At 37.6% G+C, this 16,280-nt stretch carries 13 protein-coding genes; 12 read left to right on the forward strand and 1 reads right to left on the reverse strand.

Annotated elements, in window-relative coordinates; genetic code table 11:
- The first annotated feature begins 49 nt into the window (after window positions 1-49).
- The 7 genes from IGL80_RS00080 to IGL80_RS00110 all read left to right on the forward strand — a co-directional run bounded on the left by IGL80_RS00080 (window position 50) and on the right by IGL80_RS00110 (window position 7,963).
- On the forward strand, window positions 50-2,935 hold the full coding sequence (locus IGL80_RS00080; protein WP_002356028.1) for a sigma 54-interacting transcriptional regulator: 2,886 nt from the start codon (window positions 50-52) through the stop codon (window positions 2,933-2,935).
- 202 nt (window positions 2,936-3,137) lie between these two features.
- Complete coding sequence (locus tag IGL80_RS00085) at window positions 3,138-3,650, forward strand: mannose/fructose/sorbose PTS transporter subunit IIB (protein WP_002385473.1); 513 nt, start codon at window positions 3,138-3,140, stop codon at window positions 3,648-3,650.
- Window positions 3,651-3,884: 234 nt separating this feature from the next.
- Entirely contained in the window at window positions 3,885-4,877 is a 993-nt protein-coding gene (locus IGL80_RS00090) for a mannose/fructose/sorbose PTS transporter subunit IIA (protein WP_002356030.1), read from the forward strand.
- Between the two features lie 34 nt (window positions 4,878-4,911).
- Entirely contained in the window at window positions 4,912-5,715 is an 804-nt protein-coding gene (locus tag IGL80_RS00095) for a PTS mannose/fructose/sorbose transporter subunit IIC (RefSeq protein ID WP_002356031.1), read from the forward strand.
- A gap of 22 nt (window positions 5,716-5,737) precedes the next feature.
- Window positions 5,738-6,649 (forward strand): PTS system mannose/fructose/sorbose family transporter subunit IID, encoded by a 912-nt coding sequence (locus IGL80_RS00100; protein ID WP_002356032.1) that lies wholly within the window; start codon window positions 5,738-5,740, stop codon window positions 6,647-6,649.
- A gap of 161 nt (window positions 6,650-6,810) precedes the next feature.
- Complete coding sequence (locus tag IGL80_RS00105) at window positions 6,811-7,188, forward strand: DUF956 family protein (protein ID WP_002356033.1); 378 nt, start codon at window positions 6,811-6,813, stop codon at window positions 7,186-7,188.
- 247 nt (window positions 7,189-7,435) lie between these two features.
- Window positions 7,436-7,963 carry an HdeD family acid-resistance protein gene (locus tag IGL80_RS00110; protein WP_002356034.1) on the forward strand — a complete coding sequence of 176 codons (528 nt, stop codon included), beginning with the start codon at window positions 7,436-7,438 and terminating at the stop codon, window positions 7,961-7,963.
- Window positions 7,964-8,010: 47 nt separating this feature from the next.
- On the opposite strand, the gene IGL80_RS00115 is transcribed toward IGL80_RS00110, so the two are convergent.
- Window positions 8,011-8,214, reverse strand: a complete 204-nt coding sequence (locus IGL80_RS00115) for a hypothetical protein (RefSeq protein ID WP_010708454.1) — start codon at window positions 8,212-8,214, stop codon at window positions 8,011-8,013.
- Window positions 8,215-8,411: 197 nt separating this feature from the next.
- Between IGL80_RS00115 and IGL80_RS00120 the strand changes: the two genes are divergently transcribed.
- The 5 genes from IGL80_RS00120 to mprF all read left to right on the forward strand — a co-directional run bounded on the left by IGL80_RS00120 (window position 8,412) and on the right by mprF (window position 15,393).
- The gene (locus tag IGL80_RS00120; protein WP_002387434.1) at window positions 8,412-9,182 is read left to right on the forward strand and encodes a MurR/RpiR family transcriptional regulator; all 771 of its coding nucleotides are present in this window, start codon (window positions 8,412-8,414) and stop codon (window positions 9,180-9,182) included.
- 148 nt (window positions 9,183-9,330) lie between these two features.
- Window positions 9,331-10,899 (forward strand): maltose/glucose-specific PTS transporter subunit IIBC, encoded by a 1,569-nt coding sequence (gene malX / locus IGL80_RS00125; RefSeq protein WP_002359218.1) that lies wholly within the window; start codon window positions 9,331-9,333, stop codon window positions 10,897-10,899.
- 14 nt (window positions 10,900-10,913) lie between these two features.
- On the forward strand, window positions 10,914-12,128 hold the full coding sequence (locus IGL80_RS00130; protein WP_085366594.1) for a MalY/PatB family protein: 1,215 nt from the start codon (window positions 10,914-10,916) through the stop codon (window positions 12,126-12,128).
- A 99-nt stretch (window positions 12,129-12,227) separates the two neighbouring features.
- Window positions 12,228-12,608: a RidA family protein gene (locus tag IGL80_RS00135; RefSeq protein ID WP_002356039.1), complete on the forward strand. Its 381-nt coding sequence runs from the start codon at window positions 12,228-12,230 to the stop codon at window positions 12,606-12,608.
- Window positions 12,609-12,801: 193 nt separating this feature from the next.
- Entirely contained in the window at window positions 12,802-15,393 is a 2,592-nt protein-coding gene (gene mprF, locus IGL80_RS00140; protein ID WP_002359220.1) for a bifunctional lysylphosphatidylglycerol flippase/synthetase MprF, read from the forward strand.
- The last annotated feature ends 887 nt before the right edge of the window (window positions 15,394-16,280 follow it).

The raw sequence follows: 16,280 nt of genomic DNA on the forward strand, positions 1-16,280 counted from the left end.
ACTGTATCATGTAAATTAATTAGTGTATCGATTAAAGGAGCCATCAAAAATGAAGCGGATTGAAAAAATCTATCAATATGTTAAAGAGCAAACGAAGAATTTAACGCCAATGACCTTAACAAGTGATGCGGGAGTCACGACACAAGAAATTTCAGAACGTTTAAACATTCAGCGGACCAATGCTAGTAAAGATTTGAATCAACTGGTTCGTGAAGGGCGCTTGAAAAAATTATCTGGTCGACCAGTAAAATATGTCGCGCAGGTGGCGTTTCAGCATCGACCATTAACCAAGCCAGTTAAAAGTTATCGGGAAAAATCAATGGATCACTCCACAAAAACTTTTATCGAACCATTGGTTGAACCAGTAGTCACGACAAGTAAAACCCCAGAAGTTGAAGATATTTTCAAAAAAATTATCGGTTCAGCTGGAAGCATGAAAACGCCGGTGGAACAAGCCAAAGCAGCGATTTTATATCCGCCAAAAGGCTTGAATTGTTTAATTACTGGACCAACAGGTTCTGGGAAAACTTATTTTGCTCATGCCATGTTTCAATTTGCGAAGCTGAACCAAATTGTGGCCAAAGAAAAAGAGTTTGTGGTGTTTAACTGTGCAGACTATGCGCATAATCCAGAACTTTTGATGTCGCATTTATTTGGGTATGTAGAAGGGGCCTTCACAGGCGCTACGAAAGCGAAAGAAGGGATTATTGATGAAGCAGATGGCAGCATTCTGTTTTTAGATGAAGTACATCGGTTACCACCCGAAGGACAAGAAATGATTTTTTATTTTATGGATCACGGCGTGTACGCGCGTTTAGGTGAAACAGTGAAATCACATCATGCGGATGTTCGGATTATTTGTGCTACGACGGAGAATCCTACTTCTTCTTTATTGAATACTTTTGTGCGACGCATTCCGATTATCATTCAATTACCGAACTTTAGTGACCGTCCTGCGAAAGAAAAAATTGACCTCCTAAAAGTGATGGTTTCAATGGAAGCAGCGCGGATTCAACGGCGAATCTCTTTGTCAGAAGATGTGGTCAAAGCGTTAATTGGAAGTGTTTCTTATGGAAATGTCGGTCAGCTAAAATCGAATGTGCAACTTGTGACTGCGCGAGGGTTCCTTAATCAGATGGAACAAGAGGAATTAATGATTACGATGGACGAATTAACGGACAATATCAAAGAAGGCATTATGCAACTTGCCAGTAATCGAGAAGTATTGTCGGAGTTATCGAAATATCTGGAACCGCAATTAGTGGTATCACCAAATGAATCTTTAGTAGCTATTCAGTCAGATGCCTATGAATTGCCTTACAATCTATATGAGATTATTGGAGATAAAGCGGCTCTCTTAAAAGCAGACGGCTTGGACCAAGAACTAATTAATAATTTTATTACAACGGATATCAATGTTCATTTAAAATCTTTCTACAAAGATTATGGGTTCACCTTTGATACAGAAAATAAATTGGCTGAAATTGTTGACCAACGAATTATTGATGTCACTAAGAAAATTTATAATTTTGCAGCGAAGCGGTTATCGTATTCGTTTCAACCCAACTTTATTTATGCAATGAGTTTACACATTAGTTCTTTCTTGAAACGCATCCAATTAGGCAAAGATCCTAAGCATCCTTTAAATGAAAGTATTCGAAATATGGTTTTAGATTATCCAACAGAGTTTGAAACAGCAAAAGAAATTAAAAATATTATTGAAAGTAGTTATCAGATGGAGATTCCTGAATCTGAAAGTTACTATTTAGCTGTTTTGCTCATTTCTTTAAGAGAAAATCCTGAGGCTGGCCGGATTGGCATTGTCGTGGCTGCGCACGGAAATAGTACCGCTAGCAGTATGGTACAAGTGGTTTCTCAATTGTTAAATGTTGATAATTTGAAGGCTGTGGATATGCCGTTAGATATGCCACCGAAAGAAGCTTTGCGTAAAATCGTTGAAGCAGTTGGTGAAGTGAATGAAGAGAATGGCGTACTATTATTGGTGGATATGGGTTCATTAAGTACTTTTTCAGAAGAAATTGTACGCCAGACAGGCATTGATGTGCGGACAGTAGACATGGTGACCACGCCAATTGTTCTTGAAGCGGCCCGCAAAACCGCATTAATTGATACGCAATTGGAAACACTTCACGAGTCTTTAAAAAACTTTCATGGCTATGCCGATATTCGCCAAAGTGAAACGAAACAAATCATTGAAAATTGGAAAACAAGAGCAATTATTGCTATCTGCGCTTCTGGAGAAGGAACTGCGCGCCGAATGAAAGAGCTTATTGAGGAAGCTGTCTTGCCACAAATAGACTGGCATTTAGAAGTGATTCCTTTGTCCATTGTAAATATGAAAGAAGTCTTGCCTAAAATTCAAGAAGACTATGAAATTATTGCGACAACTGGGATTACCAATCCCAAAATTGGTGTTCCTTATATTTCCATGGAAAATTTCTTTTCCGGTGAAGCAGAAAAAATTATTCAGCAATTACTAGCAGAGCGGAAAGAAGAAGTAATGAATAAGCCGTTGGACGAAGCGGCAGCAAAAGAAATTTGTCTAAAATATATGGAGCAAAGTTTCACTTTCATTAATGGAAAAAAAATCATTGATCTGTTGTGGTCATTCGCTAAAAATATCCAAACCCAATTAGCGATGCCAGAAGAGTACACATTTTACATCAATTTGATTATGCACACATCGGGCATGTTGGAGCGTATTTTACGGAATGATACACTGACGGTTTCAGAAAAAGAACTTGGTCGATTGGTTCAAGAGCCAATTTATCCAGTGATTGTGGCCTCAATTGAGACTATGGAAGAAGCTCTTAATATGGATGTTCCAGCAGAAGAAGTTTATTTTATCGCACAGTTAGTCAAAAATGCTCAGTGTATCGAAGATAAAATCACCGAAATTGATACACTAGATTAATACAGAAAAAACGATACACTATTTATTAGTGTATCGTTTTTTTTATTTTCTTAAAAAAACCTATAATTTTCTAGGTTTCGAACCGATACACTAAAGTTGGCACGAAACTTGCTTATAATAAGGTGTCCCTTTTTACCTAAAATTTTTAAGTAAAAAGACAAAGGTCCTAACCTTTAAAAATGAATTTAAAGGAGCATTCCCGATGGTAATGGATATTCGTTTAGCTCGAATTGATGATCGATTAATTCATGGCCAAGTAGCAACTGTTTGGGCAAAATTGACGAACATTAATCGCATTTTAGTGGTTAGTGATTCCGTTGCTCATGACAATTTGAGAAAAGCCTTGTTGGTTCAAGCTGCTCCACCTGGTGTCAAAGTAAATGTCATCACTGTTCAAAAAATGATTGATGTTTACCCTGATCCTCGTTTTGATTCGTTTCGAGCCATGTTGTTATTCACTAATCCTTTGGACGTGAAACGAGTGGTCGAAGGCGGTGTACAACTAACTTCTGTGAATATTGGCGGAATGAGTTTCAGCACAGGCAAGCGAATGATTACGAATGCAGTCGCAGTGGATGCCAACGATTTAAAAGCATTTCTGTTTTTAAATGAACAAGGTATTGAATTGGAAATTCGAAAAGTCGCAGCAGACAGCCAAGTGAATTTGATGGATTTACTGAAAAAAGAGCGTAGCAAAGAAAATAACGCCAGCTGACGTTAATTTTTACAGACGAAAGACATTGAAAGGATGTGGTGGCCTAGGACCAACATCATTGCTTCATGAACTGTATTGATAAAGGCAAGTGCTGATGTTGAAAAAAATCAAGAACTATTGAAATTTTTTCATTTATTTTTGTCAGAATCTGATTTATCTGATTTTTTTCAAAAAGTGAAAGCGTTTAGCAGTACAACCATGAAAAAAAACATCAATTATACAGGAGGTATAAAAATGGTAGGAATTATCCTAGCAAGTCACGGTGAATTTGCTGAAGGGATCTTGCAATCTGGTGCAATGATCTTTGGCGAACAAGAAAATGTAAAAGCAGTTACGTTAATGCCTAGCGAAGGTCCCGATGATGTAAAAGCAAAAATGCAAGAAGCCATTGCATCGTTTGACAATCAAGACGAAGTACTATTTTTAGTTGACCTATGGGGAGGAACACCATTTAACCAAGCGAACTCATTGTTAGAAGATCATAAAGACAAATGGGCAATCGTTGCAGGTATGAACTTACCAATGGTTATTGAAGCATATGCTTCTCGTTTCTCTATGGAATCAGCACAAGAAATTGCGACACACATTCTTGAAACAGCAAAAGATGGTGTCAAAGTTAAACCAGAAGAGTTACAACCAGCAGAAGCACCAAAAGCTGCTGCGACAGAAGATGCACAGCCAAAAGGTTCGTTACCACCAGGTACAGTTGTTGGCGATGGCAAAATTAAATTTGTGCTAGCACGTATTGATTCACGTTTATTACATGGTCAAGTAGCAACAGCTTGGACAAAAGCAACACAACCAAACAGAATTATTGTTGTTTCTGATGCCGTTGCAAAAGATGACTTACGTAAGAAATTAATCGAACAAGCAGCTCCTCCAGGAGTAAAAGCCAATGTTATTCCAATCAGTAAAATGATTGAAGTAGCGAAAGATCCACGTTTTGGCAATACAAAAGCATTATTATTATTTGAAAATCCTGAAGACGTCTTAAAAGTGGTTGAAGGCGGCGTAGAAATCCCAGAAGTAAACGTTGGTTCAATGGCTCACTCTGTTGGAAAAGTCGTTGTAAGCAAAGTATTATCAATGGGTCAAGAAGACGTTGATACGTTTGATGAATTAAAAGCCAAAGGCATCAAATTTGATGTGCGTAAAGTGCCAAATGATTCAAAAGCGAATATGGACGAAATTTTGAAAAAAGCAAAAAATGAGTTAGCAAACGCGTAACTCGCCAAATACAAATCAAAATAGGAGGCTTATCATGTCTGTTATATCAATTATTTTAGTTTTACTCGTTGCCTTTCTAGCTGGTATGGAAGGGATTTTGGATGAGTTCCAATTCCACCAACCGTTAGTAGCATGTACATTAATCGGATTAGTTACTGGTAATTTAGAAGCCGGAATTGTTTTAGGTGGTACTTTACAAATGATCGCGTTAGGTTGGGCGAACATCGGGGCTGCCGTTGCACCGGATGCCGCTTTAGCATCTGTTGCCTCAGCAATTATTTTAGTTTTAGGTGGCCAAGGTGTTAAAGGTGTTCCTTCAGCGATTGCCATCGCAGTTCCTTTAGCGGTTGCAGGTTTGTTCTTAACAATGATCGTTCGGACAGTTGCGGTTCCAATCGTTCACATGATGGATGCGGCTGCTGAAAAAGGCAACATTAAACAAGTTGAAATGTTACACATTTTCGCTGTATGTTTACAAGGTATTCGTATTGCGATTCCAGCAGGTGCTTTACTATTCATTCCTGCTGACACTGTTCGTAATTTCTTAGAATCAATGCCAGCTTGGTTAACTGATGGTATGGCTATCGGTGGTGGTATGGTCGTTGCCGTAGGTTATGCATTAGTAATCAACATGATGGCAACAAAAGAAGTATGGCCATTCTTCATTATCGGTTTCGTAGTCGCAGCGATTTCTCAATTAACATTAATCGCATTAGGTGCTTTAGGTGTCGCTTTAGCTCTTATTTACTTGAACTTATCTAAAATGGGCGGTTCTTCTAACTCAAATGGCGGAGGCAACTCTGGCGACCCATTAGGCGATATTTTAAACGACTACTAATTCTGAAGGAGGAGCAAAGAAAATGGCAGAAAAAATTCAATTAACTAAAAAAGATCGTTTAGCTGTAGCTTGGCGTTCAACATTTATCCAAGGTTCTTGGAACTATGAACGTATGCAAAACGGCGGCTGGGCATTCTCAATGATTCCAGCAATCAAAAAATTATATAAAACGAAAGAAGAACGTTCAGCGGCGTTAAAACGTCACTTAGAGTTCTTTAATACACACCCATACATTGCCTCACCAATTCTTGGTGTAACATTAGCTTTGGAAGAAGAACGTGCCAATGGCGCACCAGTTGATGACGTAGCGATTCAAGGGGTTAAAGTTGGGATGATGGGTCCTTTAGCCGGTGTCGGTGACCCAGTTTTCTGGTTTACTGTTCGTCCAATGTTAGGAGCTTTAGGTGCTTCCTTAGCAATGGGTGGTAACATCTTAGGCCCAATCTTATTCTTCGTTGCTTGGAACTTAATTCGTTGGTCATTCATGTGGTATACACAAGAGTTTGGTTACAAAGCAGGTTCTAAAATTACTGATGACCTTTCAGGTGGTTTACTACAAGATATTACAAAAGGTGCTTCTATTTTAGGGATGTTCGTACTGGCCGCATTGGTTCAACGTTGGGTATCGATTAAGTTCTTACCAATTGTCTCACAAGTTAAGTTAGACAAAGGTGCTTATATCGAGTGGGATAAACTTCCTGCTGGCGGTGAAGGAATGCATAAAGCCTTTGAACAAGTGAACCAAGGCTTGGCGCTTTCACCAACGAAAGTTACTACTTTACAAGATAACTTAGATCAATTGATTCCAGGTCTAGCACCATTACTACTTACATTCTTATGTATGTGGTTATTGAAGAAAAAAGTTAGCCCAATCGTTATCATTCTTGGTTTATTCGTAGTCGGCGTTGTCGGCCACTTAATCGGCTTATTATAAGAATGACGAGGTAAGTTTATTACTTCTAATCAAAAAAAGCGGAAGAGAAGTCGAGAAACTTTTCTTCCGCTTTTTTAAACAAAGATGTAATTTTGTTTGTTTCGATCAGGAAAGAAACGTATAATAAAGAGGAATTAGTCGAATGAAATGGAGCAGATAACATGGTACAATCATTAAACACAAAAGTTGATTTAGTTATAGATGCGACGGCATTTACAGGATTAACAGATTATGGACAAATTATGATAGGTGACCGCGGGTTTGAATTTTACCATGCCAAAGATCCACGTAAGTTTATCCAAATTCCGTGGGAAGAAGTCGATTACGTGTTGGCTTCAGTAATGTTCAAAGGAAAATGGATTCCTCGTTATGCGATTCAAACCAAGAAAAATGGGACGTATACGTTTGCTTCAAAAGAGCCGAAGCGAGTGTTACGAGCTATTCGTGAATATGTTGACCCAGATCATATGGTCCAATCTTTGAGTTTCTTTGATGTCATAAAAAGAGGGATTCTCTCGATTGGGAAAAAGAAAAAATAATTTATAACTGTTACTTTTTTATAAACTAGATGAAAAAGTAGCGGTTTTTTTGTGGGAAAACGAGGGACTTATTTATACAAAAAAGGCACAATTTTGCACCAAAAAAGAGACAATCAAGTGATACGTTGTTTTTAATGGAGTTATCATTGAAATGGTTTTCAGAAAGCACGATGAAAATATTTGACACCTTGTAAAATAGTAGTAACATAATAAGTGTAATAAATTATTTTATAGAGGAGTGAGTGTCATGGAACAACGACAACATCATGGAATGGACTGGGGTTCATTAGTATTAGGAATTCTATTTGTTCTGACTGCATTAATTTCTTTCCAAAATCCTGCCGGTAATTTAATTGCCATTGTGATGGTTTTTGCGATTTTTGCTATTATTAAAGGGATTTTCGAAATTTTTGTACGTAATCGTATGAAAGAATTGCTAGGCTACAAAGCTTATGCACCAATCATCTTAGGGATTATTGATATCCTAATTGGTGTTTACTTATTGTTTAACTTAAATATTGGTGTCGCTGTGTTACCATTTGTTTTTGCAATTTGGTTTTTATTCGACTCAATTTTCGGCTTATTTACTTTAGATTTTGCTAAACGAGTAAGCACAGGTTACTTCTGGTTCACATTAATTGTTGACGTTTTAGGGATTATCTTAGGTGTAATGTTATTATTTAATCCATTGTCTTCAGCATTAACTCTAAGCTTCTTAGTTGGCTTCTACTTTATGATGTTTGGTATTAGCAATATTGTATATGCTTTTAGATAAAAGAAGTAAAAAAAACAGGTTTTCCGAAAAGGAAAACCTGTTTTTTTTTAATAATGACGGCGGCAGTTGCCATTATTTCCCGAAATTGTTCGAACAAGCCACACGATAATCGCTACGGGAACTAAAATTTTTACTGCTAGCCACAATAAGCTTCCCACGATACCGACAACGGCACTGAAGAGTGAACCGACAACTAAAAATAAAAGGACCACTAAAAGAATATTTATAAACATTGGTCGTTGATTATTCATACGTACTACCTCCAAATTTTTCCTGTTTTCTATATACAGAGTATAGCAAGAAAGCGCAACAAGCACCTCCATCGGAAGGCTGATTTTTTTCTCTGGCGAATGATGGAGCCGCTGTTGGTTATTTTGGACTTTCTTATTGAAATAATCAGAATATTCTGGTGTATAATTATAAAAAAGGATTTAAAGTGAGGGATTGGATGTCGACTGAGGGATTAATCGCTTTGTTAGAAAAGAAACGAAATCATTTAAGTAAAATTGAAAATCAAGTACTGGATTATATTTTGACGCATATGACGGAAATTAGTTCACAAACCATTTATGAGGTGGCGCAGGCGTTGTTTGTCTCAACAGCCACTATTTCTCGGACAGCAAAACACTTAGGTTATCGAGGCTTCCAAGAATTAAAATACGCAATCGTCCAATCGGTGCAGAGCGAGAGCACAGAAAGCGATAGTCGTAGTTTTCAAGCTATTACGCAACAGTTGATTGCCAATGTGCAAGATAGTTTTCAACAAATGGATGAAGCCAAAGTCGCGGAAATGCTTAAAATGATTGAGCGTGCGAATACGATTGAAGTGTTCGGTGTTGGTGGCAGTTTTCCTATTTGTACTGATTTTGCACGAAAGCTAACATTTTTAGGAAAAAAAGCCTATGCACGATCTGATTGGGATGAACAAGCGGCAGCAGTTAAGAATCTGGACGGACAGGATTTAGCCATTTTTGTCAGTTATACAGGAGAAACTAAGGGGATTTTAGCGTATGCACGTGTAGCGCAGGAACAGCAAGTGCCGATGATTAGTTTGATTTCGACTAAAGGAAGCACCTTGGAAAAATTGTCGACGACGACGTTATTTGCCAAAGGGACGACACGTTATCATCAGCGCGTAGATTTAAGTTCAAGAATTGCTGTCATTTGTTTGTTCGATACGGTTTTATTAATGTATGCAGAGGCAAAGCAGCCGCGGTAATTTTATGCAACACCATACTAAATGATGTAAGGGGATACAGAAAGAGTGTAGCCTCTTTTTTCTTTGTTTTGGGCTAGTTATAATGAGGGTAATAAATGTAAACGCAATCATTTTTAGTTTTGTAAAGAATGAATGGAGGAGTTAAGAAATGGCAGTAAAGAAAAAGAAAGCGACTTTCTGGGAGTTTTTCCAAGGATTAGGTAAAACGTTTATGTTGCCAGTGGCTTTATTAGCTTTTATGGGGATTTTGTTGGGATTAGGAAGTTCTTTTTCCAGTGAATCCATGATTGAAACGATCCCGTTTTTAGGAAAGCCCGCAGTAAAAATTATTTTCCAATTTATGTCGACAATTGGTGGTTTTGCGTTTGCCTATTTACCTGTCATGTTTGCAATGGCCATTCCGTTGGGGTTAGTTCGGAAAGAAAAAGGAATTGCTGCGTTTTCAGGTTTCGTAGGCTATACGGTGATGAATTTAGCGATTAATTTCTATTTAGTGCAGACGAATCGCCTCGTGGATCCTGAGCAGTTGCGGGAAGCCGGCCAAGGAATGGTTTTTGGGATTCAAACGATTGAAATGGGTGTTCTTGGTGGAATTATCGCTGGGCTTATTGTCTATAAGTTGCATAATCGATTTTATACGGTGCAACTACCAGATAGTTTTGCCTTTTTTTCTGGCGCACGGTTTGTACCAATTATTACTTCATTAGTGATGGCATTCGTGGGCTTAGTAATTCCGTTAGTTTGGCCACTTTTCGCGCTAATGATTATGGCGATTGGCCAACTTATCCAACGTTCTGGTATTTTTGGGCCTTTTCTGTTTGGTTCAGGGGAACGTCTACTGTTACCGTTTGGGTTGCATCATATTTTGGTTTCCATGATTCGTTTTACTGAAGCAGGGGGTTCAGCGGTGGTGGCTGGCAAAGAAGTGTTTGGTGCGTTAAATATTTTCTATGCAGAATTGCAAAATAATTTACCGATTTCACCAAGCGCAACAGCTTTCTTGTCACAAGGGAAAATGCCGACCTTTATTTTTGGCTTACCAGCGGCGGCGCTTGCGATGTATCATACTGCAGCTCCGGCGAATCGACATAAGATTAAAGGCTTACTCCTTTCGGGTGTAATTGCTACGGCTATCACTGGCATTACAGAACCAATTGAATTTTTATTCTTATTTATTAGTCCATTATTATGGCTGTTTCATGTCATTATGACTGGTCTAGGTTTCATGGTAATGGCTTTATTAGGTGTTGTGATTGGGAACACTGATGGCGGGCTACTGGACTTTGTTATTTTTGGCTTGTTACAAGGAACTTATACAAAATGGTGGTGGGTTCTCATTGTCGGCACTATCTGGTTTGTTGTTTATTATTTCGTCTTTAAAACAGTCATTGTAACCTTTGATTTAAAAACACCTGGACGAGACAAGGTCTTAGATGAGACTGAATATACCGATCAAGAAGTTCAATATAAGAAAACGGGTGGCTATGATGCGCCTGGGATTTTAGCGGCTTTGGGTGGGCAAGAGAATATTCAAGCTATTGATAATTGCATTACGCGTTTACGTTTAGTGTTAGCAGATGCTAATAAAGTAGATGATGACAAATTAAAGCAATTAGGGGCTTTAGGCGTTGTACATTTAGATGCGCAGAATGTACAAGTGATTATCGGAACCAAAGTGACAACGGTCCGTAATCAATTAGAGATGATTTTAGGTTAGAAAAAAGACAGAAGGTGAAGAGTGTGTCGTTTGATAAAGCAATTGATCGACGAGGAACGTATTGTACACAGTGGGATTTTGTAGAAGACCGATTTGGGGAAGCGGACTTGCTTCCCTTCACTATTTCCGATACGGATTTTGCTGTGCCAGAGGCAGTTCTGGCAACATTACAGGAGCGTTTGAAACATCCCGTATTTGGCTACACGAGGTGGAACCATCCGCAATTAAAAGAAGCAATTCAAACGTGGTACCAGGCAAGATTCCAGACGAAGATTGAAGAACACTGGATTATGTATACCCCGACTGTTATCTATGGGATTTCTGCTTTGATTCAATTATTGACTAACGAAGGGGAGGGCATTATTTTACAAACACCTTCCTATGATGCATTTTTTAAAGTTATTCAGGAAAATAAGCGGCAAGTAGTGGCAAATGAATTGCTTTATCAAGAGAAGCGCTACAGCATTGATTTTATTGATTTAGAAAAAAAACTAGCGCAACCAGAAAATCGCTGTTTGCTTTTATGTTCCCCGCATAATCCAACAGGACGTGTTTGGGAGCAATGGGAATTAGAGCGAATGGTTTCATTGTGCCAACAGTATGATGTGTTTTTACTTTCTGATGAAATTCATATGGATATCGTTAATAAAGGCCAAGTTCATCGACCAATTACGCAATTTGATTATAAAAAATCTGCCATTATTACCAGTGGCACGAAAACCTTTAATTTTCCAGGGCTGATTTTTGCTTACGCCCTAATTCAAGATAACGAATTACGTGACGCTTTTCAGCTCAAATTAAAAAACGCCGATGGTTTATCATCAACAAGTATTTTGGGAATGCTAGCAACCATGACGGCCTATCAAAAATGTGGTACTTGGGTTGACGAGTTGAATGATTATTTAGCGGAGAACCAACGTTACGTGAAAGATTTTTTACAGACATATTTGCCAAAAATTAAAGTGACGGAGCTGGAAGCCACTTACTTAATGTGGTTGGATGTATCAGCGGCAGTTCCGGATGTGGCCCGCTTACAAGAGGCTTTAGTTTCTGTGGGGAAAGTCGCCATTATGGACGGCTCGATTTATGGCGGTAATGGGCAACGATTTTTACGGTTAAATATTGGCTGTTCGCAAGCAAAACTACACGAAGGACTTGAAAGGATGCGTCAAGGTTTTGAAGCTGTTTTACAAAAGGATGGCACAGCATCAGCGCTTGGGAATAATTGAGAAAAGATAGCATTCCGAAAATGGTTGCAGTACAATGGAAAAATAGAAACAAATAAAATAACAAAAAGTAACAACTTGTCATTTACTGGGGGAAAAGAAATGAAAACAATTAAAACAAAGCAAGCACCACAAGCAATTGGGCCATATTCACAAGCAAAAATTGTGAATGGTTTATTGATTACTTCTGGTCAGATTCCACTGGATCCTGAAACAGGCAAGGTGGTTGGTACAACGATTAAAGAACAAACCAATCAAGTACTGAAAAATATTCAAGGGATTTTAACAGAAGCTGGTAGTGATTTTGCTCATGTAGTCAAAACGACATGCTATTTACAAAATATGGCGGATTTCACGGCATTCAATGAAGTCTATGCTGAGTATTTTAGTGCGGAATATCCTGCACGCACAACGATTGAAATCTCTAAATTACCGATGGATGTATTGGTGGAGATTGAGATTATCGCAGAAGTAGTGGCGTAAAAAATACAGTTAAAAGAGTGAGAAAAAAATCGTCTTAGATTTTTTTCTCACTCTTTTTTTTTCAATAAAACAATACGATTCAGCCAAAATGTCTAGCCGTGCTGGAAAATTTTCAGCAAATAGGCTACCATGGAAGAAAATCGATAAAACGAAAGTTAAATGAATAGAAAAGAGATATGAAAGAGGCTATAAGATGAAAAAAAATATTAGCCAACTAACGCAGTGGTTGAAAGAACACAGTTTATTATTGAAACTAATTTTTCTTGGTTCTGTATTAGTTTTCGTGGCTAACCAAGTGACACATATCGCTCAAGGCATGACCTGGGCGGATATTTTTTCCACGATGGAACAACAAAGTACGGGGCGTTTAATTGGTATGGTCTTGGCAGGACTATTAGGGGTTATTCCAATGCTCCTTTATGACTATGTAGTCGTTAAGTTATTCGAAAAAGAAGGTAAGCCACCAATGAAACGAATGGATTGGTTAACTTCGGCTTGGGTCACCAATACCATTAATAACTTAGCGGGTTTTGGCGGCGTGGTTGGTGCAACGCTACGGATTAATTTTTACGGAAAAGATGTACCGCGGGGCAAGGTTGTAGCAACGGTCTCAAAAGTTGCTCTGTTCTTGATTTCAGGGTTATCTATTTTATCTTTTGTGGCGTTTGTTGATTTATTTTTTATTCGAACCCAAAATGTTTTTCGTGAATATTGGGTTTGGTTATTATTGGGCAGTCTGATTGCGCCAGCGCTCTGGTTTTTCACGTATTTAAAACGGCGAACATTGTTTAAAACATTTTTTCCAAAAGCAGTGCTCCTATTATTCGGCGCTTCATTAGGTCAATGGCTAGGTGGGATGTTTGCTTTCTTGATGATAGGTCGCTTGATGCAGGTGCCAGTTTCGATGGTTTCTGTTTACCCAATGTTTGTTATCGCTACGTTAATCGGGATGTTAACCATGGTTCCTGGTGGTATGGGAACGTTTGATGTCTTAATGATTTTGGGCTTGTCACAATTAGGGATTGATCGATCACAAGCGGTCGTCTGGTTGTTGTATTATCGTTTGTTTTATTATGTGACGCCTTTTATGACAGGAGTTATTTTGTTCTTGCAACAAGCAGGCATGAAAGTTAATCAATTTTTTGATAATTTACCTCGGTTATTTTCACAAAAAGTGGCGCATTTTATTTTGGTGGCGGCGTTATATTTTGCAGGAATTATGATGGTTCTATTATCGACTGTGACGAATTTGTCGAATGTCAGTCGTTTATTCCAAGTGTTACTTCCCTTTTCTTTTAATTTTTTAGATCAAACATTGAATTTATTTGTAGGATTCTTGTTATTAGGTTTAGCTCGAGGCATTTCTATGAAAGTGAAAAAAGCTTATTGGCCTACAATTATTTTACTAGGATTTTGTATTGTAAATACGGTGGCACGAACGACTTCGTGGCAGTTGATTACTGTTTATGCTGTTATTTTATTGGCGGTTATTTTGGCTCGTAAAGAATTTTATCGTGAAAAGTTTGTTTATTCATGGGGCGCTTTAACGGTAGATAGTATTTTGTTTGGCTGCTTGTTTATCGGTTATGCGGTTGCTGGCTATTACGCCGCACGACCAGCTGGTGGCAATCAAGTTATCAATCACTTTTTGTTGTTTCCGTCAGATGATGTTTGGTTTAACGGATTGATTGGATTAAGTATTTCCTTGATTGGTTTATTCTTTTTGTATCAATATTTAGCCGAAACAACTGTTACTTTAGGTGAGGGGTTTGAGGAAGCGCGGTTGACACGCTTTTTGGAAAAATTTGGTGGCAACGAAGGCAGTCAATTTTTGTATTTAAAGGATTATGGTCATTTTTATTACCAAGAAGAAGGTGAAGATCAAGTACTTTTTGGGTTTCAAATGAAGTTTAATAAATGCTTTGTCTTGGCGGATCCAATTGGGCAACGAGAGAAATGGACAGCGGCGACACTGGCGTTTATGGATCAAGCTGATTTGTTAGGCTATCAATTAGTTTTTTATCGTATTTCGGAAGAATATGTTATGAATCTTCACGATTGCGGCTTTGAATTTATGAAAGTTGGGGAAGAAGGCTTGATTCAATTTGATGAGCCGTCAACAGTGAATCAAACAGCCTGGACGGAAACAGTGACTGAAAAAATAGCAGCGGAAGCAGCGGATTTTCAGTTTGAATTTTATCCCGAAACGATTAGTGATGCCTTATATCAAGAGTTAGAACGAGTTTCTGCGGACTGGTCACGGAATCAAAAAGAGCGCTACTTTATTGGTGGACGGTTGGATCCCGAGTACTTGAAATGCAGTAGCGTGGGCTTGGTGAGACAGAAACAAACGGTCATTGGTTTTATTACGGGAAAAGAAATGGAAAAAGGCAAAAGTATTTCGTATGATTTGTTACGTATTCGTTCAGACGCACCTGCTTTTACTAGAGAATATTTGTTCACTCATTTTATTGAAACCTATCAACAGCAGGGCTATCAATTAATTGATATTGGGATGGCGCCGTTGGCTAACGTAGGGGAGAGCAAGTACTCTTTCTTAAAAGAACGCTTTGTTAATATTTTTTACAAGTATAGTTATCAAATTTATGCGTTTCAAGATACACGCAAGCGCAAAGAACAATATGTCACTAGTTGGCAACCACGTTATTTTGCTTATCCTAAGCGGACCAGCGTACTCTTTGCTTTTGTGCAACTTTCCTTGTTGATTACGAAAGGAAGACATCAAAGTGTTTCGCTTGTGGAAGAAGCAATGACTGAAATTTAACTCTAATATAAATAAAAAAAGTTAGACTTTGGTCTAACTTTTTTATTTATCACAAATTATTAATCAAAGAATATATTTTTTATTAAAGAATGGTTGACATTAAGTTTGCGTCTTATTAGAATTTAATTAGAGTGGCGGTTGTTTATCTTTTAATATGGAATCTCGTTATGTCGATATTTAACGTAAAATTTTGAGATTAGTAAGGCCGATAAACAGAAAGAACATAATTTTATAAGACCAGAAGTTAAGTATTCAAGTGAATAATTTGGCTAAGTATGTAATTGAATATTGTTTAGAACACTATCATAATGGCCTGTAATGTAAAAATGTCGAGCTGTTTTATTCAAATTCATGGACTAGGGTTAACTAAATCAAAATTAGAATTAATCAAGATGTTTTACAATGATTATAAATAATTAGCCATTTTGGTAGAAAATGCCTCACTAGGAATGCGATTGGAAGCAGTAGGTGCATTTAATTATTTTAGTTTTACATAACGAATCAGAATATAACTATTTTGCTATAAACTTAGATGAGGTAGGTGAGCCAATTGAATACGAAGAAGTGGAACTGGTCGATACTTGCATTTTTTATACCGTACCTTGTTTCAAATATTTTTTTATTTTTTACTCTTACAGAAAAAGATAATAAGCTATTAAAAATGATTGAAGAGTCGTCAAAACTATTAAATATTTCAAACGGAGAATTTAATTTTTTTATGATAGTTATTGTTATAATCGCTAATTTGTGTATCTTTTTTGTTACGTTCATAATTTTGAAAATTGTTTTACTTATTTTTGGGTTTAAAAAAAATTATAATCAAGATATATTTATAAATCTGCTATTATCAGTAAGCGTAGTTAATCTTCTTGTTCTTTTTATATCTG

Source organism: Enterococcus sp. DIV2467a (genome assembly GCF_050532945.1).
In the GTDB taxonomy this organism is placed as follows: Bacteria; Bacillota; Bacilli; order Lactobacillales; family Enterococcaceae; genus Enterococcus; species Enterococcus faecalis.

Coding starts and splice junctions, on each gene's coding strand:
- IGL80_RS00080 (WP_002356028.1), top strand. CDS start 50: ATGAAGCGGATTGAAAAAATCTATCAATATGTTAAAGAGCAAACGAAG.
- IGL80_RS00105 (WP_002356033.1), top strand. CDS start 6,811: ATGGTACAATCATTAAACACAAAAGTTGATTTAGTTATAGATGCGACG.
- IGL80_RS00095 (WP_002356031.1), top strand. CDS start 4,912: ATGTCTGTTATATCAATTATTTTAGTTTTACTCGTTGCCTTTCTAGCT.
- malX (WP_002359218.1), top strand. CDS start 9,331: ATGGCAGTAAAGAAAAAGAAAGCGACTTTCTGGGAGTTTTTCCAAGGA.
- IGL80_RS00115 (WP_010708454.1), bottom strand. CDS start 8,214: ATGAATAATCAACGACCAATGTTTATAAATATTCTTTTAGTGGTCCTT.
- IGL80_RS00090 (WP_002356030.1), top strand. CDS start 3,885: ATGGTAGGAATTATCCTAGCAAGTCACGGTGAATTTGCTGAAGGGATC.
- IGL80_RS00110 (WP_002356034.1), top strand. CDS start 7,436: ATGGAACAACGACAACATCATGGAATGGACTGGGGTTCATTAGTATTA.
- mprF (WP_002359220.1), top strand. CDS start 12,802: ATGAAAAAAAATATTAGCCAACTAACGCAGTGGTTGAAAGAACACAGT.
- IGL80_RS00100 (WP_002356032.1), top strand. CDS start 5,738: ATGGCAGAAAAAATTCAATTAACTAAAAAAGATCGTTTAGCTGTAGCT.
- IGL80_RS00120 (WP_002387434.1), top strand. CDS start 8,412: ATGTCGACTGAGGGATTAATCGCTTTGTTAGAAAAGAAACGAAATCAT.
- IGL80_RS00085 (WP_002385473.1), top strand. CDS start 3,138: ATGGTAATGGATATTCGTTTAGCTCGAATTGATGATCGATTAATTCAT.
- IGL80_RS00135 (WP_002356039.1), top strand. CDS start 12,228: ATGAAAACAATTAAAACAAAGCAAGCACCACAAGCAATTGGGCCATAT.